Annotated in this window: 19 protein-coding genes and 2 riboswitches; of the genes, 11 read left to right on the forward strand and 8 right to left on the reverse strand. The window is 63.7% G+C overall.

All coding sequences use genetic code 11. The features are described 5' to 3' along the window. Positions 1–111 precede the first annotated feature (111 nt). The 4 genes from JJ959_RS19090 to cysG are packed head-to-tail and all read right to left on the reverse strand — an operon-like array spanning position 112 to position 4,065. Positions 112–672: a DUF934 domain-containing protein gene (locus JJ959_RS19090; protein ID WP_292887332.1), complete on the reverse strand. Its 561-nt coding sequence runs from the start codon at positions 670–672 to the stop codon at positions 112–114. Beyond that, entirely contained in the window at positions 659–2,314 is a 1,656-nt protein-coding gene (locus JJ959_RS19095; protein WP_292887335.1) for a nitrite/sulfite reductase, read from the reverse strand. The genes JJ959_RS19090 and JJ959_RS19095 overlap by 14 nt, the downstream gene beginning before the upstream one ends. A gap of 17 nt (positions 2,315–2,331) precedes the next feature. Then, a complete protein-coding gene (locus JJ959_RS19100) occupies positions 2,332–2,643 on the reverse strand; it encodes a DUF2849 domain-containing protein (RefSeq protein ID WP_292887338.1) in 312 nt (103 codons plus the stop codon). A gap of 12 nt (positions 2,644–2,655) precedes the next feature. Beyond that, positions 2,656–4,065 (reverse strand): siroheme synthase CysG, encoded by a 1,410-nt coding sequence (cysG, locus tag JJ959_RS19105; RefSeq protein ID WP_292887341.1) that lies wholly within the window; start codon positions 4,063–4,065, stop codon positions 2,656–2,658. Between the two features lie 82 nt (positions 4,066–4,147). Next, positions 4,148–4,222: riboswitch (SAM riboswitch) on the reverse strand. Between the two features lie 146 nt (positions 4,223–4,368). Here cysG and JJ959_RS19110 point away from each other — a divergent pair. The 9 genes from JJ959_RS19110 to JJ959_RS19150 all read left to right on the forward strand — a co-directional run bounded on the left by JJ959_RS19110 (position 4,369) and on the right by JJ959_RS19150 (position 15,282). Then, on the forward strand, positions 4,369–4,818 hold the full coding sequence (locus JJ959_RS19110) for an Lrp/AsnC family transcriptional regulator (protein WP_292887344.1): 450 nt from the start codon (positions 4,369–4,371) through the stop codon (positions 4,816–4,818). Between the two features lie 253 nt (positions 4,819–5,071). Further along, positions 5,072–6,175, forward strand: a complete 1,104-nt coding sequence (locus tag JJ959_RS19115; protein ID WP_292887346.1) for a TRAP transporter substrate-binding protein — start codon at positions 5,072–5,074, stop codon at positions 6,173–6,175. 101 nt (positions 6,176–6,276) lie between these two features. After that, positions 6,277–7,311 (forward strand): TRAP transporter small permease subunit, encoded by a 1,035-nt coding sequence (locus JJ959_RS19120; RefSeq protein WP_292887349.1) that lies wholly within the window; start codon positions 6,277–6,279, stop codon positions 7,309–7,311. A gap of 24 nt (positions 7,312–7,335) precedes the next feature. Next, complete coding sequence (locus JJ959_RS19125; protein ID WP_292887352.1) at positions 7,336–9,999, forward strand: TRAP transporter large permease subunit; 2,664 nt, start codon at positions 7,336–7,338, stop codon at positions 9,997–9,999. Between the two features lie 215 nt (positions 10,000–10,214). After that, entirely contained in the window at positions 10,215–11,045 is an 831-nt protein-coding gene (locus JJ959_RS19130; protein WP_292887356.1) for a DeoR/GlpR family DNA-binding transcription regulator, read from the forward strand. Next, on the forward strand, positions 11,042–12,112 hold the full coding sequence (locus tag JJ959_RS19135; RefSeq protein WP_292887359.1) for an ABC transporter ATP-binding protein: 1,071 nt from the start codon (positions 11,042–11,044) through the stop codon (positions 12,110–12,112). The genes JJ959_RS19130 and JJ959_RS19135 overlap by 4 nt, the downstream gene beginning before the upstream one ends. 103 nt (positions 12,113–12,215) lie before the next feature. Further along, the gene (locus tag JJ959_RS19140; RefSeq protein WP_292887362.1) at positions 12,216–13,502 is read left to right on the forward strand and encodes an ABC transporter substrate-binding protein; all 1,287 of its coding nucleotides are present in this window, start codon (positions 12,216–12,218) and stop codon (positions 13,500–13,502) included. 71 nt (positions 13,503–13,573) lie between these two features. Then, on the forward strand, positions 13,574–14,455 hold the full coding sequence (locus JJ959_RS19145; protein ID WP_292887365.1) for a sugar ABC transporter permease: 882 nt from the start codon (positions 13,574–13,576) through the stop codon (positions 14,453–14,455). Then, positions 14,452–15,282 (forward strand): carbohydrate ABC transporter permease, encoded by an 831-nt coding sequence (locus JJ959_RS19150; protein WP_292887368.1) that lies wholly within the window; start codon positions 14,452–14,454, stop codon positions 15,280–15,282. Before JJ959_RS19145 ends, JJ959_RS19150 begins: the two co-directional genes overlap by 4 nt. Here JJ959_RS19150 and JJ959_RS19155 read toward each other — a convergent pair whose 3' ends face one another. The 3 genes from JJ959_RS19155 to JJ959_RS19165 form a co-directional block, all read right to left on the reverse strand. Further along, positions 15,283–16,719 (reverse strand): FAD-binding oxidoreductase, encoded by a 1,437-nt coding sequence (locus tag JJ959_RS19155; protein WP_292887371.1) that lies wholly within the window; start codon positions 16,717–16,719, stop codon positions 15,283–15,285. A gap of 62 nt (positions 16,720–16,781) precedes the next feature. Next, complete coding sequence (locus JJ959_RS19160; protein WP_292887374.1) at positions 16,782–17,039, reverse strand: hypothetical protein; 258 nt, start codon at positions 17,037–17,039, stop codon at positions 16,782–16,784. 32 nt (positions 17,040–17,071) lie between these two features. After that, positions 17,072–17,270: riboswitch (cobalamin riboswitch) on the reverse strand. A gap of 36 nt (positions 17,271–17,306) precedes the next feature. Next, on the reverse strand, positions 17,307–17,744 hold the full coding sequence (locus tag JJ959_RS19165) for a YaiI/YqxD family protein (RefSeq protein WP_292887376.1): 438 nt from the start codon (positions 17,742–17,744) through the stop codon (positions 17,307–17,309). Positions 17,745–17,847: 103 nt separating this feature from the next. Between JJ959_RS19165 and JJ959_RS19170 the strand changes: the two genes are divergently transcribed. Together JJ959_RS19170 and kynU are read left to right on the forward strand one after the other, a co-directional pair. Next, positions 17,848–19,077 (forward strand): CoA transferase, encoded by a 1,230-nt coding sequence (locus JJ959_RS19170; RefSeq protein ID WP_292887379.1) that lies wholly within the window; start codon positions 17,848–17,850, stop codon positions 19,075–19,077. Beyond that, complete coding sequence (gene kynU / locus JJ959_RS19175) at positions 19,074–20,318, forward strand: kynureninase (RefSeq protein ID WP_292887382.1); 1,245 nt, start codon at positions 19,074–19,076, stop codon at positions 20,316–20,318. The genes JJ959_RS19170 and kynU overlap by 4 nt, the downstream gene beginning before the upstream one ends. On the opposite strand, the gene JJ959_RS19180 is transcribed toward kynU, so the two are convergent. Further along, a complete protein-coding gene (locus JJ959_RS19180; RefSeq protein ID WP_292887385.1) occupies positions 20,315–20,998 on the reverse strand; it encodes a helix-turn-helix transcriptional regulator in 684 nt (227 codons plus the stop codon). The two genes, kynU and JJ959_RS19180, sit on opposite strands and share 4 nt — an antisense overlap. Positions 20,999–21,038: the final 40 nt, after the last annotated feature.

A 21,038-nucleotide genomic window follows, 5' to 3' on the forward strand; every position in this document is an offset into this window, starting at 1 on the left:
GTCAAACCGTACGAGTATATCCGACAGATAAAAAACCGCCGGAAGGCAATCCTTCCGGCGGATCAGGTCGATTTGGCGCCGAGGCAATTGGGTGGAGCGCCAAATCCCGCTTCAGTAGGCCCAGCTCGCGAGCACGGCAGGCTCGACACGGCTGTAGGCGCCGCCAAAGCCGTCGTTCCGAGCAACCTTGTCTTCCGACTCCGCTTCCGGGATCGCGAGCGCCGGCTGATAGAATCCCTTGAAGCGCTTGTGCGCTCGGTTCCAAGCGTCGAGCAGCTTGCCGTCCTTCACCTCGACCGCATCCACGCCGCAGCGCTGCAGGAACAGAAACTGGTCCTGAATGACATGACCTGTCGCGCGGATCTCGCCCTTGAAGCCGAGACGGTCCCGCAGCAGACGGGCCTGCGAGAAAGCGCGACCGTCGTTGAATTTCGGGAAGACGAGGATCACGGCGTCGATGAAGTCGAGATCGTCCGCGATCTCCTCGACAGCGTCCGCATTCTCAAGCCGGACGGCGCGACGATCGAAATTTGCGATCAACGTCTCGCGACCCGCGACCCACTCCGCGAGGCCGACGACAATCGGCGTCTCGCGGGAAAGTGCCCCCGCGTCCGTCTCGGCAAGCGAGACCCACGCATTCTCCTCGATCCGGCCATTCCTAATGATTGGCATAGAGAGTCTCCTTGAAAGGTTCGATGCCGACCCGCTTCACGGTGTCGATGAAGAGTTCGCTTTCCTCCCGGATGCTCCGGAAGGTCGCGATCAGGGTGTCGATGGCGTCGACCACCTCTTCGGCCGGGAAGGACGGGCCGAGGATCCGGCCGATGGCCGCGTTCTCGTCGGCGATGCCGCCGATGGTGATCTGGTAATGCTCGACGCCTTTCTTATCGACGCCGAGGATGCCGATATTGCCGACATGGTGATGCCCACAGGCATTGATGCAGCCGGAGATGTTCAGCGTGATCGGCCCGATCTCCGCCTGCAGCGCCGGGTCGGCGAAATGCCGGCTGATGCGCTGAGCGATCGGGATCGCGCGGGCATTGGCGAGGTTGCAATAGTCCAGCCCCGGGCAGGAGATGATGTCGGTGATCAGGCCGATATTGGCATCCGCCAGCCCGTGCGTGTCGAGCTCCTGCCAGAGCCGGTGAAGATCCTGCTTTCGGACGTTCGGCAGCACCACGTTCTGCTCGTGCGCGATCCGGAGTTCGCCGAGGGAATAGCGCTCGGCGAGATCGGCCAGCGCCTCCATCTGCGCCGATGTGGCGTCGCCCGGCACTCCGCCCGCCGGCTTCAGGGAAACCGTGACGACGGCATAGCCCGGCTGCTTGTGCGGGAAGAGATTGGTCCGGGTCCAGGCGGCAAAGGCCGGATCGGTGAAGCGGGCGGCATCGTAGGAGACAACCGGTTCCGCAATCTCTTCGTATTTCGGCGGCGCAAAATGCCGTTCGATCTCACGGATCCGTTCCGGCTCAAGCGTCAGCACGCTGTCGCGGATCGCCTCCCATTCCTCTTCCACCATCTCCGCGAACTTCTCGATGCCGACGGCGGCGACCAGAATCTTGATCCGGGCCTTGTAGAGATTGTCGCGGCGGCCGAGCAGGTTGTAGGTCCGGAGGATCGCCTCAAGATAGGACAGCAGGTGCTGCTTCGGCAGGAACTCGCGGATCGTCTCGCCGACGATCGGCGTGCGCCCCTGCCCGCCCCCGACGATCACCTCGAAGCCGGTCTCGCCCGCCGCGTTGCGGCGCATGCGGAGGCCGATATCGTGCAACTTCACCGCCGCCCGGTCGTGCTCGGAGCCGGTGATAGCGATCTTGAACTTGCGCGGCAGGAAGGTGAATTCCGGATGCAGCGTGGACCATTGCCGCATGATCTCGGCCCAGACGCGGGAATCCTCGATCTCGTCCGCGGCGACGCCGGCGAACTGGTCCGCGGTCACGTTGCGGATGCAGTTGCCGCTGGTCTGGATCGCATGCATCTCGACCTCGGCGAGCGCGTCGAGGATGTCCGGCACATCGTCCAGCTTGATCCAGTTGTACTGGATGTTCTGGCGGGTGGTGAAATGGCCCCAGTCGCGGTCCCAGCGCTTCGCGATATAGCCGAGCTGGCGCATCTGCTTCGCCGAGAGCGTGCCGTATGGAATGGCAACGCGCAGCATGTAGGCATGGAGCTGCAGATAGAGTCCGTTCATAAGCCGGAGCGGCTTGAACTCGTCCTCGGTCAGCTCGCCCGCGAGGCGGCGCGCGACCTGGTCGCGGAATTCCGCGGTCCGGTCCCGAAGGAAGGCATGGTCGAATTCGTTATACTGATACATCTCTCGATATCCGGGGCTCAGCGGAGCGGTGTGGTTTCGGGGAGATCGGTGCCAACCGTCGGTCCCGCCGCGCGGATGATCTCGCGCTGGCTGACCGGCGAGATCCCCCGTTCGGAGACCGTGACGGCGAAGAGATAAGGACCGACAATCTTCTGCTGCTTCATCGCAAGGCCGGCGCGCTCCTCAAGGCGAGTCGCCGCCTCCTCGCTCTCGGCGACCTCGGCGTCATGCAGGCTGAGCACCCATTCGTCATCCGCAGCGAGATAGACGACGGCTCCGTCGCCAAGCCTGTTTGCGGTCATGATCTGCTTTTCGGATTTCTTCTTCATTTCACTCACTTCCTAGACAGCGAGGCGGTGGCGACCTGCGTCCGCCGCCTCGAAAACCTCTCCGTCGGCCAGCGCCGCCACGTCACCGATCACGATCAATGCGGGGGCTTCGACCCTTTCATCCTCGACCAGCCTGGCAAGTCCGCCGAGTTGCGCCTTCAGAACGCGTTGTTCCGGCAATGTCGCCTTTTCGATCACCGCGACCGGCGTGGACGCGGAGCGCCCCGCAGCGAGGGCGTCGGCCATGATCCGGGGCGCGGCGCCAAGCCCCATGTAGATGACGAGCGTTCCTTTCGGATCCGCGAGCAGATGCCGGTTGAAGTCAGAGAGCCCGTTGCGGTCATGCCCGGTGAGGATGGTCAGTCGGTTCGCGTGATCTCGATGGGTCAGCGGCAGCCCTGCAGCCGACGCCGCGCCAAGCGCCGCAGTGACACCCGGCACCACCTCGACGGCGATGCCGCGCGCTTTCAAATAAGCCAGTTCCTCGCCGCCCCGTCCGAAGATGAAAGGATCACCGCCTTTGAGGCGCACGACACGCCGGCCTGCTTCCGCGTGTTCCGCGAGAAGTGCGTTGATCTCGTCCTGGGTCCGGGACTGCCGTCCGGCGCGTTTGCCGACATCGATGCGGAGCGAGTCCCGCCGCACGTACTCCAGCATGGTCGGTCCGATGAGCGCATCGTGCACGATGACGTCCGCGTCCTGCATCAACCGCAGCGCTTTCAGGGTCAGCAGATCCGGATCTCCCGGTCCCGCTCCGACGAGCGCGACGGACCCGCAAGGCCCGCTTTGCTCGCCGGCGTTCACCAAGCGGAGCATCGCTTCGCGCGCGGCGGTCTCGCGCCCCTCAAGAACGTCCTGTGCAACCGGGCCGTCGAAGAAGCGCTCCCAGAAAAGCCGCCGACCCGCACCGTCACGGATGGCGGCGGAAATGGCGCCGCGGAAACTTTGTGCAAAACGGGCAAGCGCACCGAGGCGCACCGGAAGCAATCCTTCGATTTTCTCGCGGATGCGACGCACCATGACGGGCGCCGCCCCCTCGCTGCCGATGGCGATCACAATCGGATCGCGGTCGACAATGCCGGGAATGATGAATGTGGACAGCTCCGGACGGTCGACGACGTTGGTCGGGATGCCGGTCACGCGGATACGCTGCGCCACATCCTCGACTTCAAGAGCTTCGGCATCGCCGACAATCGCGAGTCGGACACCTTCCAGATCCCGATCTTCGAAATCTCGCCGAAGCAGTTCGATCCTGCCCGCCTCGGCGAGCGCGGAAATCTCGTCGTTCGGCGTCGCGCTCACAACGCGGATACGCGCTTCGGTTTTCAGCAGAAGCCGGAGCTTGCGGGCCGAATCCTCGTTGCCGCCAACGAGCAGCGCCCAATGACCGGAAAGATCCGCGAATATCGGCAGGTATTTCATCGGCGGGGATCCGCAGAAAGGATGGCAGTTCCGAGATGCGACCTCATGGCCGGCTCCATTCCGTTGTCACGAAAGGGCCCACGGGGATCATCCCGTGGCGCTTTAGCGGTTTCGTTCGCGGCCGCAAGCTGCCCTTCAAATCGCCGCGTCCCCGTTGCCGGGTGGAGAGAGTGTTGAACTCTCAACGCCTCTGAAATATCATTATTTTTCCCATATCGACAATATTGCCCCATTAAATAGAACGGATCGTTCTCATGGAGCTCAAACGGAGACGGTCTTTGTCAGGAAATTGGAAAATCAAGAATGGATGACATGGACAGAAAGATCCTGCGCCTCCTGCAGGAGGACAGCAGCATCTCGGTTTCCGATATCGCACGGCAGGTCGGGCTCTCGGCCTCCCCCTGCTGGAAGCGAATCAACCGCATGCAGGTCGACGGCCTGATCAAGCGGCAGGTCGCGGTTCTGGACGCCGACAAGCTCGGCTACGGGCTGACCGTTTTCGTAAGCATCAAAACGGGAGAACATTCGGCCGACTGGCTGCAGACCTTCGCAAACACAGTTCAGGCGATGCCCGAAGTGCTTGAGTTCCATCGCATGGCGGGCGAGGTCGACTACCTGCTCAAGGTCGTCGTGCCCGACATGAAGAGCTTCGACCAGTTCTATAAGAAACTCGTTGAGCTCACCGCGCTCAGCGAGGTCACCTCACGCTTCTCGATGGAGACGATCAAGGAGACCACAGCGCTCCCGGTCTGACCCGGAAGTGGATTCGGGACCGTTTCGGAAGTTCAAAACCTCAAAATTTGACATTTTCGAACCCGCGGGCACGGCTTCCGAGCAAATTTATGCCGCATTGCGGTATTAATGGAGATGAATGGTTGCCAAATCCGAAATTCGAACGCACAAATTTCGGCGAGCTGTGAATAGACACTTGTAAAGAGTGCGGTCGATGGCTTCACTCTGCGATCTGTTCGCAACTGAAGAAACAATCTTGCTAGGGAGCTTCGCAATGAAACGTCGCGACTTTATTACCAAGGCTGGGCTGGCCGGTGTCGGCGGTGCCGCCGCCGCCGCTGCTTCGTCCTTCCCGAAACCGTCGCTCGCCCAAGAGCGCATCGAGATGGTGATCGTCTCGACCTGGGGCCGTGACTTCCCGGGTCTGGGCACCAATGCTCAGCTGATGGCCGAGCGCATCCAGGAAACCTCCGGTGGCCGCATCCAGGTGCAGTATTTCGCCGCCGGCGAGCGCGTCGGCGCGTTCGACGTGTTCGACGAAGTTGCCTCCGGCAACGCGCAGGCCTACCACGCCGCCGACTACTACTGGAAAGGCAAGCATCCGGCCTGGGCCTACTTCACCTCCGTGCCGTTCGGCCTGACCGCGTCCGAAATGGGTGCGTGGGTTCACCACATGGGCGGCCAGGAGCTGTGGGACGAGCTGGGTTCCGATTTCGGCCTGAAGTGCCTCCCGGCCGGCAACACCGGCGTGCAGATGGGCGGCTGGTTCAACAAGGAAATCAACAGCGCCGACGACCTCAAGGGCCTGAAGATGCGTATCCCGGGCCTCGGCGGCGACGTCATGGCAAAGCTGGGCGCCTCCCCGGTGTCCCTGCCGGGCGGCCAGATCTATGAAAACCTGGTCTCCGGCGCCATCGAGGCGACCGAGTGGGTCGGCCCGTGGAACGACTACGCGATGAAGTTCTACGAAGCCACCAAGTACTACTACTTCCCGGGCATGCACGAGCCGGGCGGGTTCGACTCCCTCGGCATGAACGCCTCCTGGTGGGGCTCGCTGACCAAGACCGACCAGGCGGTTATCCGCTCCGTCGCGATGCAGACGAACGACTGGATGATGGCGGAATACAATGCCAAAAACGGTGAGTATCTGCGCAAGCTGATCGACGAGCACGGTGTTGTCGTGAAGGAATTCAACGACGACGTCTATGACGCCTTCGGCGATGCGGCCGATCAGGTCTTCGAAGAGACCCGTCAGCACAGCGATCTCGCCAACCGGGTCCACGAGAGCTTCCTGAAAGCCCGCTCCGAGGCTGGTGGCTGGCTGAAGCTCGCCGATATCGGTTACTCTCAGAAGCGTAACCGCGTTATCGGCCTGTAATCGTCTAAACACCGCAAACGATAGAGACGGGATCAAGCGATCCCGTCTCCTTTCTTGAAAGAAGACTTCAGGACATGGTCGGATCGGCTTCGGGGGCATCGATGGGTGCCGCGGCGGCGTCTGGATATCAGACGCCCGTTTCTGCTTTTACTCGCATCTTCTGCTGGAGCGTTGTTAGCGGGACTCTCGTCTTTGCGCTGAACAACTACCTCATCTTCTGGCTGAACTGGCCGGGCATGATGACGTTCCTCGGGGACCTCGGACTTCTTCCGGGCTTTGCGCCGCAGAGTCCTCTGGATGGCACAGCGGCGACACTTGGCGCGGTACAGACCCTCTCCTATCTGATCTGTGTCGGGGGGGCCGCCCTCTACACGATGCGCACGCCGGACCGCCTGTTGAGACAGGAGTCCGAAGCCATGGTTTCGGTCGCCGCCTACATCATCCGGGCCTCGTTCTGGGCGGTGATCTTCGTCGGGCTCGCAGACATGGTGATTTCCTTCCTGCGCGTCGAAGGCCTGCTTCCGGTTCTTTTCGGCGACGCTCTGGCGACAGAGCTCGGACGCCCGCAATTCCGGGGCGGCTATGTCCATATTCCGCTGGTTCTTGCCGGCTGCGTTACCGCAGCCTTTTCCCGCTCGCTCGGGTTTACCTGGCTCGCGCTCCTGGTCGTCGCAGCAGAACTCTCCATCGTGCTGAGCCGCTTCATTTTCTCTTACGAGCAGGCCTTCCAGGGCGATCTCGTCCGCTTCTGGTACGGCGCCCTCTTCCTCTTCGCCAGCGCCTACACGCTCTATGAAGACGGACATGTCCGGGTCGACGTCGTATATGCAGGTCTCTCCAGCCGCATGAAAGGCCTGGTCAACATCTGGGGCTCTCTGCTCCTGGGCATGACCCTGTGCGTGACGGTGCTCGCCATCGGCATGGCAGGCAAGTCCTCGATCATCAACAGCGCGCTGCTGAGCTTCGAAGTCTCACAGTCCGGCTTCGGAATGTATGTGAAGTATCTCATGGCAGGCTTCCTCGGGATCTTCGCGATCACGATGATGATCCAGTTTGCCGCCTATATCCTTGAGAGCCTTGCCGACTATCGAGACGAACCCGGCAAGCGTCAAATCGCCGAAGCTTCAGCCCACTAAAGACCCGAAGAGCGAACCCGACTGATGGAACTCGTATTCCTCCTCCTGCTTGTCGTGATCATGGCCGGCGCCCTCGCGTCCGGCTTCCCGGTCGCCTTCGCGCTGCCCGGATCCGCGATCATCACAATCGGCCTCGCAGCCCTGACCGGCGAACTCTTCGCCGGCGATGCCGCCGCCTATTTCGCCCAGGGCGGACCGATGAACTGGCTGACGGCCGGTGTCACGAACTTCCGCGGCGTCTATTGGGAGGTCGAGCGAGATACGCTGATCGCGATCCCGCTCTTCGTCTTCATGGGCATCATGCTGCAGCGTTCGAAGATCGCCGAGGACCTGCTGGTCTCCATGGCTCAGCTCTTCGGGCCGATCCGCGGCGGTCTCGGCATCTCCGTGGTCTTCGTCGGCGCGCTGCTGGCGGCAACGACCGGCATCGTCGGCGCGACCGTGGTGGCGATGGGCCTGATCTCGCTCCCGGCGATGATGCGCAACAATTACTCGCATTCGCTGGCGACCGGTACGATCGCGGCCTCGGGCACGCTCGGGCAGATCATCCCGCCCTCCATCGTGCTGATCATCCTCGCCGACCAGTTGGCAAGCGCGGTCGACCAGGCGGGCATGGCGCGCACCGCCTATTTCAAGGAAATGACCGGCGAGTTCACCATGCCGAGCTCCTTTGGCGTGAGCTCCACGAGCGCCGGCGACATGTTCATGGGCGCCCTTCTTCCGGGCCTGATCCTCGTCGGCCTCTATATGGCCTACATCCTGATCATGGCCTTCTTCCGCCCCTCGATCGCCCCGGCCGTGCCGTTCGAAGGCAAGTACGACCGGAAGTTCGCGATGAGCGTCCTCCTGTCCCTTGTGCCGCCGCTGACCCTGATCTTTGTCGTGCTCGGCTCTATCATCACCGGTATCGCGACAGTGAACCAGGCCGGCGCCATCGGCGCGGTCGGTGCCATGGTCATGGCAGGCTACCGTCTGTATGACGGGCGTCCGGGTGCGTTCTATCCGGCAATCCTCGCCATGGGCTCGCTCGTGACCGTCCTGGTACTGACGAGCATCCACCCGATCAACATCCGTGCGATCCACGATTCCAGCGACGTCATCGCGGTCGTGATCGCCTGCATTGCGGTTCTGGTCTTCCTGGTCTCGATCTTCTGGAGCGGCTGGCGTGCCTTCGTCACCGAAGACACGCTGCGTGGCGTGATGGTCGAAACGGCCAAGACGACGGCGCTCGTCTTCATCATCCTGCTCGGCGCGGCGATGCTGACGGCGGCGTTCCGCGCCTTCGGCGGCGAAGAGCTCGTACGCGAGTTCCTGACCAGCCTGCCGGGCGGTTTCTGGGCCCAGTTCATCATTGTCATGGCGGTGATCTTCATCCTCGGCTTCTTCCTCGACTTCATCGAGATCGCCGTGGTGGTGGTCCCCATCGTTGCCCCGATCCTGCTGGCCGACCCGTCCGCAAACGTGACCGCGGTCTGGCTCGGCGTCATGATCGGCCTGAACATCCAGACTTCGTTCCTTACCCCGCCGTTCGGCTTCGCGCTGTTCTACCTGCGCGGTGTCGCACCGGCCGCGGTGAAGACATTGTCGATGTACAAGGGCGTTATTCCCTTCATCAGCCTTCAGCTCTTCGCGCTGTTCATCGTCGGCGTCACGCCGCAGCTGGTGAACTATCTGCCGAACCGCATGTCCCTCACCGCCGAAAGCGCGCCGCCGCCGAAGAACCCGCGGCTGCAGAACTGCATCGAGGATTACGTGCTGACTGCCTTCCGTGAGGACGGCGATCAGATCCGCGCGGCCATCACCGATGCGAAGACCTGGGACATTTCGTATCTGCCGAAATCCGTTCAGAACGATCTGAAGAAGAGCTTCGATGCCGCTGAACAGTCTTTCCCTGCGATCGAAGAGGCGTTTGCCGCCACGGCAGCCATCGAGGAAGCGGCAAAGACCTATCGCCCGCTCCACGTCGAGGTCCGTGCAACCCAGCGCGAGATCGCCAAGCACGTCGCTGAGATCAAGGAACTCGAGGACAGGCTGGAACTGCTCCAGCGTTCCAATGGCGAGCAGCTCGAGGCGGCCGAAAAGCTCTCGAACAGGATCGAGAAGCTGAAGGCCGAACAGGTCGAACTCGAAGCCGAGATCCCGTCGAACTGGGAACCGGATCACAAAGCCTTCACCAAGGTTCTGAATGCGGAGAAGAAGGCCCGCCTCGGCTATCGGCGGACGGTCGACTCGGCGTATGAACCTGTTGCAAAGCTGCAGGCCACCCTGCACGACACCGACGCGCTCGCCGCGCTTTCCGGCGCGATCGAAGGGCTGGCCGACCCGATCGCGAACCAGGCTCCGAAAGACGCCGAAGAGGCGATCAAGGAAGTCGAGGCCAGGATCGGTGAAGTCGTCGAGGCAGGCGCCATCCGCTCCGCTGTCTCCAAGGCGCGGCGCGCGATGCGCGGCTCGTCTCCGGACAGGGAACAGGCTCTAACCGAGTTGCAGGACGCCCTGAAGGTCTATCAGGAGGAACTGGCCTGGCGCCAGCAGGCGAAGACCGCCATCGGCGCCAAGCTCGACGAGTACGAAGCGGCCATCCGTAATACGATCGGGCTCCGTCTTCTTGAGAGACTGCCGCGAGATATCGCGCTGGACGTGGCGGCTTGCCAGTCCAATCACGTGGACATCTCGCTCTACTTCTAGTCGAACCCGACCATCGGTTCGGGCGAAAGCCGGAGACCCCAGGGTCTCCGGCTTTTTGGTTTTCGCCCCCTTCCCCGACTTGCAACTGTCACGAACAGGTTTCGAACGCGCCTGCGTCGTTACCGAACTGTCAAAAAACGAACATTAATTCCGTAACAGACACCCAATAGCCTTCGCTCCGCATTCATTCGAACATCTCATGCGAAGGCGATCACGTGACTGCCAGCATCTCTTCCAATGCGTCCAAACGCCGGGCCGAAATCACCGAAATGGTCCGCGCGGCGGGCTACCAGTCCATCATCGATCTGGCGGAGCGTTTCGCCGTCACCGAGCAGACCATCCGCCGGGACGTCAATCAGCTGTGCGACAGTGGTCTTCTCCGCCGGCGCCATGGCGGGGTCGAACTCCCCTCGCCGAACGCGAATATCGATTACGATCAGCGCATGATCCTGAACGCCGGCGCCAAGGCGCGGATCGCGGCGGCCGTCGCAGTGCGGATCCCGGACGGCGCTTCCATCGCCGTCAGCATCGGTACCACGCCGGAGATGGTCGTCCGCGCGCTCCGTTCGCATAACGGTCTTCGAGTCGTCACCAACAACATCGCCGCCGCGCTGACGGCCAGCAGCAACCCTTCCTTCGAGGTCACGATCGCTGGCGGCCGCATCCGTTCCGAGGGACGCGACGTGCTCGGCCAGCAGGTCGAACAGTTCTTCTCCGCCTACAAGGTCGATTTCGGCCTGTTCGGCGTCGGCGGCGTGGACGCGGACGGCAGCCTGCTCGACTTCACCGAGGACGAGATCCGCGCCCGCGAGGTGATCAGCCAGAACTGCCGCACCAAAGTCGTCGTGCTCGATCACACCAAGTTCGGCCGCGCGGCCTATGTCCGCGGCGGACATATCTCTGATGCGGACATGGTCTTCTGCGACGTTCCCCCGCCCGCCCCAATCGCGGAGATGATCCGCGATTCCGGTCATGAACTGGTGATCGCAAGCGACAGCGAGGCGGCTTTCTCCCTGCTTCCGGACATGGCGGAAGCTGGAGAATGAGCGGTATCACTGTCAGCGGACTGAGCAAGCGCTGGGGCGACAGTTACGCTGTCCGTGACGTTTCCTTTTCGGTCGAGCCCGGCAGCTTCGCAGTGTTGCTCGGACCGTCCGGCTGCGGGAAATCGACCTTGCTGCGTCTCATTTCCGGCCTGGAGAGCGCGAGCGCGGGCAGCATCGAGATCGGCGGCAGGGACGTCACCGCACGCCCGCCGGCCGAGCGCGACCTCGCCATGGTGTTCCAGTCCTACGCCCTCTTCCCGCATCTGAGCGTGGCAGAGAACATTCTCTTCGGCCTAAAGGTGCGAAAGGTCCCAAGGACCGACCAAACAGAGCGTCTCGCGCGGGTCGCCGACCTGCTCGGCCTCTCCGAGCTGCTCGATCGGCGCCCGAGCCAGCTCTCCGGCGGGCAGCAGCAGCGCGTCGCGCTCGGACGGGCGATCATTGCCGAAAAGCCCATCTGCCTGATGGACGAACCTCTCTCCAACCTCGACGCCAAACTCCGGCACGAGATGCGGGTCGAGATCCGGGCCCTGCAGCGCAAGCTCGGCATGACCATGCTCTACGTCACCCATGACCAAGCCGAAGCCATGGGCATGGCGGACCGGATCATCCTGCTCAAGGACGGGACGATCGAGCAGAACGCAACACCTGTCGAGACTTACGGACGACCGGCGACGAGCTTCGCAGGCCGTTTCATCGGCACACCGCCGATGAACGTCCTCGCACTCACCTGGGAATATGGCGGCGTCAGGATCAAGGGAACCAACACTGCGTTACTGAACGGCATTCCCAAATCGGACCTGACCGCCGGCCTTCGCCCCGAAGACATCGTTCTCGACGAGGCGAGCGTGCACCGCGCGGAGGTCGAGACCATCGAATATCTCGGCGCGGACACGCTGATCGACTGCAGGCTCGGCAGCGAGCGCCTCACCGTCAGGACGCGCGGCGCCGACGGCCTCTCTCCAGGCGCGGAAATCGGCCTCACCTGGCCGCGCGCGGCCATTCACCTGTTCGACGTCGGGTCGGGACACCGGCGCGACGACCTTCTGACCGGCGCGGAAGGATAACGCGAACGCCGACAAGGAATTGGTGTCCCGTCTCCCGGGGCATCCGTAAGTGCCGGGCGGTTGCCGTCCGGAACCCAGCTTGTGACAAGAGGATCAGATAGCGATGCACTTCACGAAGAAACTTGGGATCGGCGCCGTCGCGGCTGCGATGTCGCTTTCCATGGCCGGCGCCGCGCAGGCGGTCGACCTGCAGTTCTATTTCCCGGTCGCGGTCGGCGGCAAAGCAGCCGACACGATCGAGGCGTTGACGAAGGAATATGCCGCCGCACACCCCGACGTCAAAATCGACGCGGTCTATGCAGGCAGCTACCAGAACACCATCACCAAGGCGCTGACCGCGGTGAAAGGCGGCCAGGCCCCGCAGCTCTCGGTGATCCTCGCGGTCGACATGTTCACCCTGATAGAGGAAGACGCCATCGTTCCGTTCGACGATCTGATCAAGACCGACGCGGACAAGGAATGGCTGAAGGCCTTCTATCCGGCCTTCATGGAAAACAGCCAGACCGGCGGCAAGACCTACGGCATCCCGTTCCAGCGCTCGACCCCGGTCATGTACTGGAACAAGGACGCCTTCAAGAAGGCAGGCCTCGATCCGAACACCCCTCCGGCGACGTGGGAAGAACTGGTCGAGTTCGGCAAGAAGCTGACCGTCAAGGATGCCTCCGGCAAAGTCACCCAGTGGGGCGTCAGGATCCCGAGTTCCGGTTTCCCCTACTGGCTCTTCCAGGGCCTCAGCACCCAGAACGACGTGATTCTCGCCAACAGCGACGGCAACAAGACCAATTTCGCCGATCCGAAGGTGATCGAGGCGCTGCAGTACCTCGTCGACCTCAGCGCCAAGCATGAGGTTATGGCGCCGGGCATCATCGAGTGGGGCGCCACGCCGAAGGCCTTCTTCGAGGGCGAGTCCGCGATCATGTGGACCACGACCGGCAACCTGACCAATGTGCGCGCCAACGCGCCGTTCGAGTTCGGTGTCGCCATGCTCCCGGCCAACAAGCGCCGCGGCGCGCCGACCGGCGGCGGAAATTTCTACATCTTCAAGGACTCGACGGACGAGCAGAAGGCGGCCTCCCTCGACTTCATCAAGTGGATCTCGGCTCCGACTCAAGCCGCCAAGTGGTCGATCGCGACCGGCTATGTCGCGCCGCGCCCTGATGCCTGGGAAACGCCGGAGATGAAGGCCTATGTCGCCGACTTTCCGCCGGCTCTGGTCGCTCGCGACCAGCTGCAATACGCAGTGGCCGAGCTCTCGACCTACCAGAACCAGCGCATCACCACGATCTTCAACGACGGCCTCGAGGCCGCCATCACCGGCAAGATGTCGCCGGAAGAAGCCATGAACGATGCGCAGCAGAAGGCGGACAAGATCCTCAAGGATTACCGCTGACACTCCGGGACCCGGCGGCGGGCTCGTCCCGCCGCCGGTCTTTTCCCGACTTACCGAAAGACCGCCGACCGATGGGACCGCTCGCCAACCGGACCTGGATCCATGCCTGGCTCTTCCTCAGCCCGGCGATGATCCTGTTGATCGCCTTCACCCACTATCCGGCCGCGGTCACCCTCTTTCACAGCTTCTTCTCGACGCCGCGCGGCAAGCGTCCGGCAAAATTCGTCGGCCTGGAGAACTACGAGACGCTGCTCGCCGACACGACCTTCTGGAAGGTGCTCGGCAACAATCTCTGGTACGCGCTCGGCACCATTCCGGCGTCCGTCGCGATCGCGATCCTGATGGCACTCTGGGTCGACAGCAAACTGAAGGGCCGCGGTTTCGTGCGCATGGCCTATTTCACCCCGACCGTGCTGCCGCTGATCGCCGTCGCCAATATCTGGATGTTCTTCTACACGCCGGGCTTCGGCCTGATCGACCAGATCACCGGATTCTTCGGCTTTTCGCAGCATAACTGGCTCGGCGATCCGTCGACCGCGCTGAACGCCGTCATCGTGGTCGCGGTCTGGAAGGAAGCCGGCTTTTTCATGATCTTCTATCTCGCGGCTTTGCAGACCATCCCGGTCTCGCTCCGCGAGGCCGCCGCCATCGAGGGCGCCGGACGCTGGTACTTCTTCCGCCGCGTCACTTTCCCGCTGCTGATGCCGACCACGCTCTTCGTCTCGGTCAATGCGGTGATCAATTCCTTCCGCCTCGTCGACCATATCTTCGTCATGACCGAAGGCGGACCGGACAATGCGAGCTCGCTGCTGCTGTTCTACATCTACGAGACCTCGTTCCGCTTCTGGGACACGGCCTATGCCTCGACCCTGACCGTCGCTCTCCTCCTCCTGCTCTTCGCGGTGGCCATCGGCCAGTTCCTCCTGCTCGACAAACGGGTGCACTACCGATGAACGCGTTCCGTCTCTCCGGCTTCGACTACGACCGGGCCCTGAACACGGTCGGCGCCTGGGCGCTCGCGCTCGTCTGGTTCGCGCCACTGATCTATGCCTTCTGGACGGCGTTCCATCCGGGCGAATATTCCACCCGCTTCGAGCTGACGGCGCCGTTGACGCTGGAGAATTTCGTTGCGGCCTGGAACGCAGCGCCCTTCGCGCGCTACTTCCTCAACACCGTGCTGCTGGTGACCTCGATCCTGATCGGCCAGTTCGTGCTCTGCACGCTCGCGGCCTTCGCCTTCGCCCGATTCGAGTTCCGCGGCCGCGATGCGGTCTTCGTGCTGGTGCTGCTGCAGCTACTGGTGATGCCGGACATCCTGATCGTCGAGAACTACCGCACCATGCGGTTTCTCGGCCTGCTCGACACCATCCTCGCCATCGGCCTGCCTTACATGGCCTCAGCCTTCGGGATCTTCCTGCTGCGGCAGACCTTCAAGACCATCCCGAAGGAACTGGACGACGCGGCCCGGGTCGAGGGCGCGGGGTTCATGACGATCCTCCTGAAGGTCTATGTCCCGCTCGCCAAGCCGACATACCTCGCCTACGGGCTGGTCTCGGTCAGCCACCACTGGAACAATTTCCTCTGGCCGCTGATCGTCACCAACTCGGTCGAGACCCGGCCTGTGACGGTCGGACTCAGCGTCTTTTCCTCGACCGATCAGGGGATCGACTGGGCGATCATCACCGCCGCGACGCTGATGACCTCCGGCCCTCTGCTGATCGCCTTCCTCCTGTTCCAGAGGCAGTTCGTCCAGAGCTTCATGCGGGCCGGGATCAAGTGATCAGGGGATGACCTTGCCCGGGTTCATCATGTTCTTCGGGTCGAGCGCCTGCTTCACGGCCTTCATCAGGGCGATCTTAGAGGGCGAGCCGTATTTGGCGAGATAGGGCAGCTTTTCGGACCCGATCCCATGTTCCGCCGAGAAGCTGCCGCCGAGCGTGAGCGCGGTCTCGTACATCCGCGCGGTCAAGTCCGGTTTCTTCTCCTCCCACGCGGCATCGTTCACCCCGGCAGGCTTGCGCGCCGTGTAGTGGATGTTCCCGTCGCCCATATGGCCGAAGCAGTTGAAGAGCAGGCCCGGCATACACTCGCTCATCGCCGCCTGTGACTGCTCGAGATAGTCGGCCACGCGGGAGACCGGGACCGAGACGTCGCCGGCGATACGTGGCGTGCCCTCGCGCTTGCCGGCTTCCGCCTGCTCCTCACGGATCCGCCAGAGCTCGCGGCGCTGGCCTTCGCTCTCGGCGATCACGCCGTCGGTGACCCAGCCCTGCTCCATCGCCTCGGCGAAGATCGCTTCCAGCTTGGCGCGGAGATCGTCGAGCGGCGATGGTGTGCCCATCTCGATCAGCACGTACCAGGGCGAGGGCTCGGAGAGCGGATCGGTAATGCCGTCGATATGCCTGATCGCCAGGTCGAATGCAGCGCGCGGCATGATCTCGAAGGCGAGGATGGTGTCGCCTGAAAGCTCGCGCGCAGAGCTCAGGAGCTTTTGCGCCTCGCGCGGGGACGGCACGGAGAGCATCGCGGTCTCGCGCACCCTCGGCAGCGGCATCAGGCGGAAGGCGGCGGCGGTAACGATGCCGAGCGTGCCTTCGGCGCCGATGAAGAGCTGCTTCATGTCGTAGCCGGTATTGTTCTTGCGCAGCGTCTCCAGTCCGTCGAAGACCGATCCGTCCGCCAGCACCGCCTCGATGCCGAGGATCTGCTCGCGGGTGTTGCCGTACTTGATCGTGTTGTTGCCGCCGGCATTGGTCGAGAGCGTGCCGCCGACCGTGCTGGAGCCTTCGGAGGCAAGCGAGAGCGGGAAGAGTCGCCCGGCTTCGGCCGCGACCGCCTGCATGTTCTGGATCACGCAACCGGCCTCGGCGACCATGGCGTAATTGTCCGGGTCGAGGTTGCGTACCGCCGTCAGCCGATCGGTCGAAACGATGATGGTCGGCCGCTCCTCGGTCGGCACGGAGCCGATGGCGAGACCGGTATTGCCGCCCTGCGGCACGATGCAGATCCCCGCCTTCACCGCGGCCTTCACGACGGCAGACGTTTCCTGCGTCGTGGAGGGGCGGGCAACGCCGAGTGCCTCGCCTTCCGGCGCACCGCGCCAGTCGGTGCGATATTTCAGCGTATCGTTCGGATCCTCGAGCCAGCCTTTCGGCCCGAGGATCGACCGAATCTCGGCCAGCGCCGCGTCGATGGACTGGGGTGTCTGATCGTTCACCCGCTCTCTCCCGTCTAGATAGTTACAGCCGGGAGGCTAGCAGCGAACGGACAGGGCGCCAATCAGACCGGCAGTCGGTTTATGGAACTTCTCTCTGTCACTTCCAGCCGCTGTGCGGCACCGAAGAGCACGCCGATGCGCCGCGCCGCCTCCTGCATGCCGCCGGCGAAATCCTCCCGCGAAGTTTCCGCCCGCACCATGGAGAGGGACCGGGAAAGCGTACGGTCGTCTTCCGCAACGCTGAGAAGCGTCAGGATCAGGGTCGCGAGATCGCGGTCGGCCGCATCGTCGGCCGGACTCTGGGTGGATAGTCGGGTCATCTAAACCTCCTCCGGTGCACCCCGCCCGGGTAAAAATGGGACACAGCGTTGGCAGGTTTCCTGACTTCCGGCTCCTCGATCCAAACCGCCTTCCCAGCCTCACGCGAGGCCAGTGGCATTCCCGGTCGGATCTTGCCGGCTACAGTTGCGGGGGCAGTCCCGGATTTGCCGCTTGGGCGGCGCACCGGATTCCCTTTCGTCCCGAAGGACACCAACAATGCGAGGCTCGTTTTTCGCAGCGCCCCTGTCAAGCGCAGCGATGCGCTATCAGGCGCGCAGCATCCGCTCCAGCTCGCGGATGAAGGATTCCCGGTCCCTTTTCGAAAAGGCGGGTCCGCCGCCGGAGACCTCGCCCATCGCCCGGAGGTCGGACATCAGGTCACGCATCGCCATCGCCATGCCGATTCCCGCCTCGGTGAATTCCCGTCCACCATGGCCGAGCGCCTTAGCACCCGCCTCGATGGAGCGTTTCGCGAGCGGAATGTCGCCGGTGACGACGATGTCGCCCGGCTGCACCCGCTCGGCGATCCAGTCGTCTGCCGCGTCGAACTTGTCCGAGACCAGGATATTCTTCACGTTCGCCCGGTCGCCGGTACGGAAACCCCGGTTGCTGACGATGTAGAAAGTCGCCTCCGTGCGGTCCGCGATCGCGAGGATCTCGGTCTTCACCGGACAGGCATCGGCATCGACATAGACTGACTTCATTGCGGATAGACTTCTTTCCGGTTTGGGCCTCTTTGGCACCGCGACAACCGTGCTAGGGTCGGCGCGCATCGCATTACTGACGAAACAGACCCAAGAAACACGGATGTACAAGCTGCTTCAAGATCTGACGGTGGTCGAAGGCGCCTCCTTCATCGCCGCACCCTCCTGCACACTGAACATGCTGCAGATGGGCGCCACGGTGATCCGCTTCGATGCCATCGGCGGCGGGCTCGATTACCGGCGCTGGCCGAAGGCGGCGAACGGCGCCAGCCTCTACTGGGAAGGATTGAACAAGGGCAAGAAATCCGTCGCCCTGGACCTGCGCGCTCCGGAAGGCCGGGAACTGGCTCTCCGACTCGCGACGGCGCCCGGCGAAGGCCGTGGTCTCTTCGTCACGAACTATCCGGTGTCCGGTTTCCTCTCCCACGAGGCGCTGAAGGCTCGGCGCGAGGACATCATCAGTCTTCGCGTCATGGGCTGGGCGGACGGGACGCAAGGCGTCGACTACACCGCCAATGCCGGTGCCGGCTTCCCGCTGATGACCGGCGAGCCTGGCCTGCCGGGCGAGAAGCGGCCGGTGAACCACGTGCTGCCCGCCTGGGACCTGATCGCCGGCGCCAATGCCGCCTTCGCCCTGCTCGCCGCCGAGCGCCAGCGGCAGAAGACCGGCGAAGGAGCGGAGATCCGCCTGCCGCTCGGCGACATCGCGCTTTCCACGCTCGGTACCCTCGGCCAGGTCGCCGAGGTGATGACCGAGCCGGAGGACCGGCCGAGCTATGGCAACGACGTGTTCGGCGCCTTCGGACGGGATTTCAGGACCGCCGACGGCCGCTACATCATGCTGGTCGCGCTCTCGCCCCGGCAATGGACCGGCCTGCTCGCCTCCCTCGGGATCGAGGCGGAGATCGCCGCCGTGGAAACGGAGACTGGTGTCAGCTTCGCCAAGGACGAGGGTCTGCGGTTCGAATATCGCGAGAAGATCAATCCGGTGGTCGAGAATGCCGTGGCCGCGTGCACCCTGGACGACCTTGCCCCACGCTTCCGCGAGAACGGAGTCTGCTGGGAGCCCTACCGCACTGTCCGCGAGGCAGTCGCGAGCGACCGCTTCCGGGAGATGGGCAAGCCCTATCACGACGTCACCCACGGCAGCGGCCTCACCTACCCGACCTCCGACACGCCGATCGATTTCCACGGTCAGGCTTCGGAAATACCGGCGGCGGCGCCCCGCCTCGGCCAGGATACCGACGAGGTGCTGGCGGAGTTCCTCGGCATGGGCAGCGGCGAGATCGGGAAGCTGCACGACCGGGGCATCGTTGCCGGAGCGGAGAATTGACGGCGCCCGACCGAAGCGCGCTCGCGGCCCGCGACGCGACCGATCCGCTCGCCCGTTTCCGCGAGTTCTTCGAGCTGCCGGAGGGCGTGATCTATCTTGACGGCAATTCCCTCGGCCCGCTGCCCCGCATCGTCCGTGAACGGGTTGCAAAGTGCGTCTCGGAGGAATGGGGCGACGGCCTGATCCGGAGCTGGAACGATGCCGGCTGGGTCGAGCTGCCGGAGACGGTCGGCGGCAAGATCGGGAAACTGATCGGCGCCGAGCCCGAAAGCGTGGTCGCGACAGATTCCACCTCGGTAAACCTCTTCAAGGTGCTGTCAGCCGCCCTCGTACTCCGGCCGGAACGGAAAATCGTGGTCTCGGAGAAGAGCAACTTCCCGACCGATCTCTACATGGTCGAGGGCCTGAAGGAGCTGCTCGGCAAGGGGCACGAGCTGCGCCTGATCGAGAACCCCTCGGAACTGCCGGGCGCACTCGGCCCGAACGTCGCAGCGGTGATGCTGACGCATGTGAATTACCGCAGCGGCTATATGCACGACATGGCCGCCGTTACTCGTGCCGTCCACGGGGCGGGTGCGCTCGCGATCTGGGACCTCGCTCATTCCGCGGGCGCCGTTCCGGTCGATCTCTCGGGTGCAAAGGCCGATTTCGCCGTCGGCTGCGGCTACAAGTATTTGAACGGCGGCCCCGGCGCGCCTGCCTTCGCCTATGTCGCGCCGCGCCACCAGGACGAAGCCCGGCAGCCGTTGACCGGCTGGTTCTCGCACAAGGCGCCCTTCGCCTTCGACCATCGCTTCGAGGCGACGGACGGCATCAAGCGCTTCCTCTGCGGCACCCCGCCGGTACTCGCCATGACCGCGCTCGACGCGGCGCTGGATCTCTGGGCCGAGGTCGATATGGCCGCGCTGCGGGAGAAGTCCGTCGCGCTCACCGAATGCTTCATCGAGCTGGTCGAGGAGCGCTGCGCAGGGCTCGGCCTGACGCTCGCCAGCCCGCGCGACGCGGCTCGGCGCGGAAGCCAGGTCTCCTTCGCGCATGAAAACGGTTACCCGGTAATGCAGGCGTTGATCGCCCGCGGCGTGATCGGCGATTTCCGCGCCCCGGACCTGCTGCGCTTCGGCTTCACGCCGCTCTATACCCGCTTCACCGACGTGTTCGACGCGGTCGGACATCTGGAGGAGATCCTCCGGACCCGCTCCTGGGACCGCCCGGAATTCCACGCCCGGGCGGCAGTCACCTAGACGGCAGGGAATATCTCGAGGAAGCGCCGCTCGCCCTCGCCCGTGAAGCTGACAATGCGGGTGCCGTCGATCCGCCGCGCCCAGCCGAGATCGTAGAACCGGTCGAGCAGCGCGGTGCCGAGGGCGCCCGCGAGATGGGTGCGGCGCATGCTCCAGTCGAGACAGGACTTGCAGAGCGGGCGGCGGAGCGACGTCAGAGCCGGAAGGTCGATACCGAGTCCGGAAACGAAGGTCTCGCCCTCGTCCGTCAGGGAGACGTCTTCTCCTTCCTCCACGACCAGCCCGCGCGCGGCCAGACTGTCGAACATGCGGACGCCGAATTCGCCGGCGAGATGGTTGTAGCAGACCCGCGCCTTCCTCAGCGCCGGATCGCGCGGGCCGGTCCGGGCACGCATGTGGCCCCGCTTTGCAGCGAGCCCCATCATCGCCTCCAGCAGGTTGCCGACCTCGTCGTCGGCGAGCGCGAAATAGCGGTGCCGTCCCTGCTTGCGCTGGGTCAGCAGCCCGGCGCCCTCCAGCTTGGAGAGGTGGGAGCTTGCCGTCTGCGCCGTAATCCCGGCTTCCGCCGCAAGCTCGCTCGCGGTCAGCGCCTTGCCGCTCATCAGGGTTGTCAGCATGTTGGCCCTCGCAGGATCGCCGATGAGCGAGCCGATGAGAGCTATATCAGGTCCTTCTTTCATACTTCGACCATAACCGAAGCATGAGCATTTCGCAATGTGG

The organism is Nisaea sp., assembly GCF_017640745.1.
Taxonomy (GTDB): Bacteria; Pseudomonadota; Alphaproteobacteria; order Thalassobaculales; family Thalassobaculaceae; genus Nisaea.

Excerpts from the sequence above, each read along its gene's own strand:
- JJ959_RS19090 (WP_292887332.1), bottom strand. The coding sequence starts at position 672 with ATGCCAATCATTAGGAATGGCCGGATCGAGGAGAATGCGTGGGTCTCG.
- JJ959_RS19095 (WP_292887335.1), bottom strand. The coding sequence starts at position 2,314 with ATGTATCAGTATAACGAATTCGACCATGCCTTCCTTCGGGACCGGACC.
- JJ959_RS19100 (WP_292887338.1), bottom strand. The coding sequence starts at position 2,643 with ATGAAGAAGAAATCCGAAAAGCAGATCATGACCGCAAACAGGCTTGGC.
- cysG (WP_292887341.1), bottom strand. The coding sequence starts at position 4,065 with ATGAAATACCTGCCGATATTCGCGGATCTTTCCGGTCATTGGGCGCTG.
- JJ959_RS19110 (WP_292887344.1), top strand. The coding sequence starts at position 4,369 with ATGGATGACATGGACAGAAAGATCCTGCGCCTCCTGCAGGAGGACAGC.
- JJ959_RS19115 (WP_292887346.1), top strand. The coding sequence starts at position 5,072 with ATGAAACGTCGCGACTTTATTACCAAGGCTGGGCTGGCCGGTGTCGGC.
- JJ959_RS19120 (WP_292887349.1), top strand. The coding sequence starts at position 6,277 with ATGGGTGCCGCGGCGGCGTCTGGATATCAGACGCCCGTTTCTGCTTTT.
- JJ959_RS19125 (WP_292887352.1), top strand. The coding sequence starts at position 7,336 with ATGGAACTCGTATTCCTCCTCCTGCTTGTCGTGATCATGGCCGGCGCC.
- JJ959_RS19135 (WP_292887359.1), top strand. The coding sequence starts at position 11,042 with ATGAGCGGTATCACTGTCAGCGGACTGAGCAAGCGCTGGGGCGACAGT.
- JJ959_RS19140 (WP_292887362.1), top strand. The coding sequence starts at position 12,216 with ATGCACTTCACGAAGAAACTTGGGATCGGCGCCGTCGCGGCTGCGATG.
- JJ959_RS19145 (WP_292887365.1), top strand. The coding sequence starts at position 13,574 with ATGGGACCGCTCGCCAACCGGACCTGGATCCATGCCTGGCTCTTCCTC.
- JJ959_RS19150 (WP_292887368.1), top strand. The coding sequence starts at position 14,452 with ATGAACGCGTTCCGTCTCTCCGGCTTCGACTACGACCGGGCCCTGAAC.
- JJ959_RS19160 (WP_292887374.1), bottom strand. The coding sequence starts at position 17,039 with ATGACCCGACTATCCACCCAGAGTCCGGCCGACGATGCGGCCGACCGC.
- JJ959_RS19165 (WP_292887376.1), bottom strand. The coding sequence starts at position 17,744 with ATGAAGTCAGTCTATGTCGATGCCGATGCCTGTCCGGTGAAGACCGAG.
- JJ959_RS19170 (WP_292887379.1), top strand. The coding sequence starts at position 17,848 with ATGTACAAGCTGCTTCAAGATCTGACGGTGGTCGAAGGCGCCTCCTTC.
- JJ959_RS19180 (WP_292887385.1), bottom strand. The coding sequence starts at position 20,998 with ATGAAAGAAGGACCTGATATAGCTCTCATCGGCTCGCTCATCGGCGAT.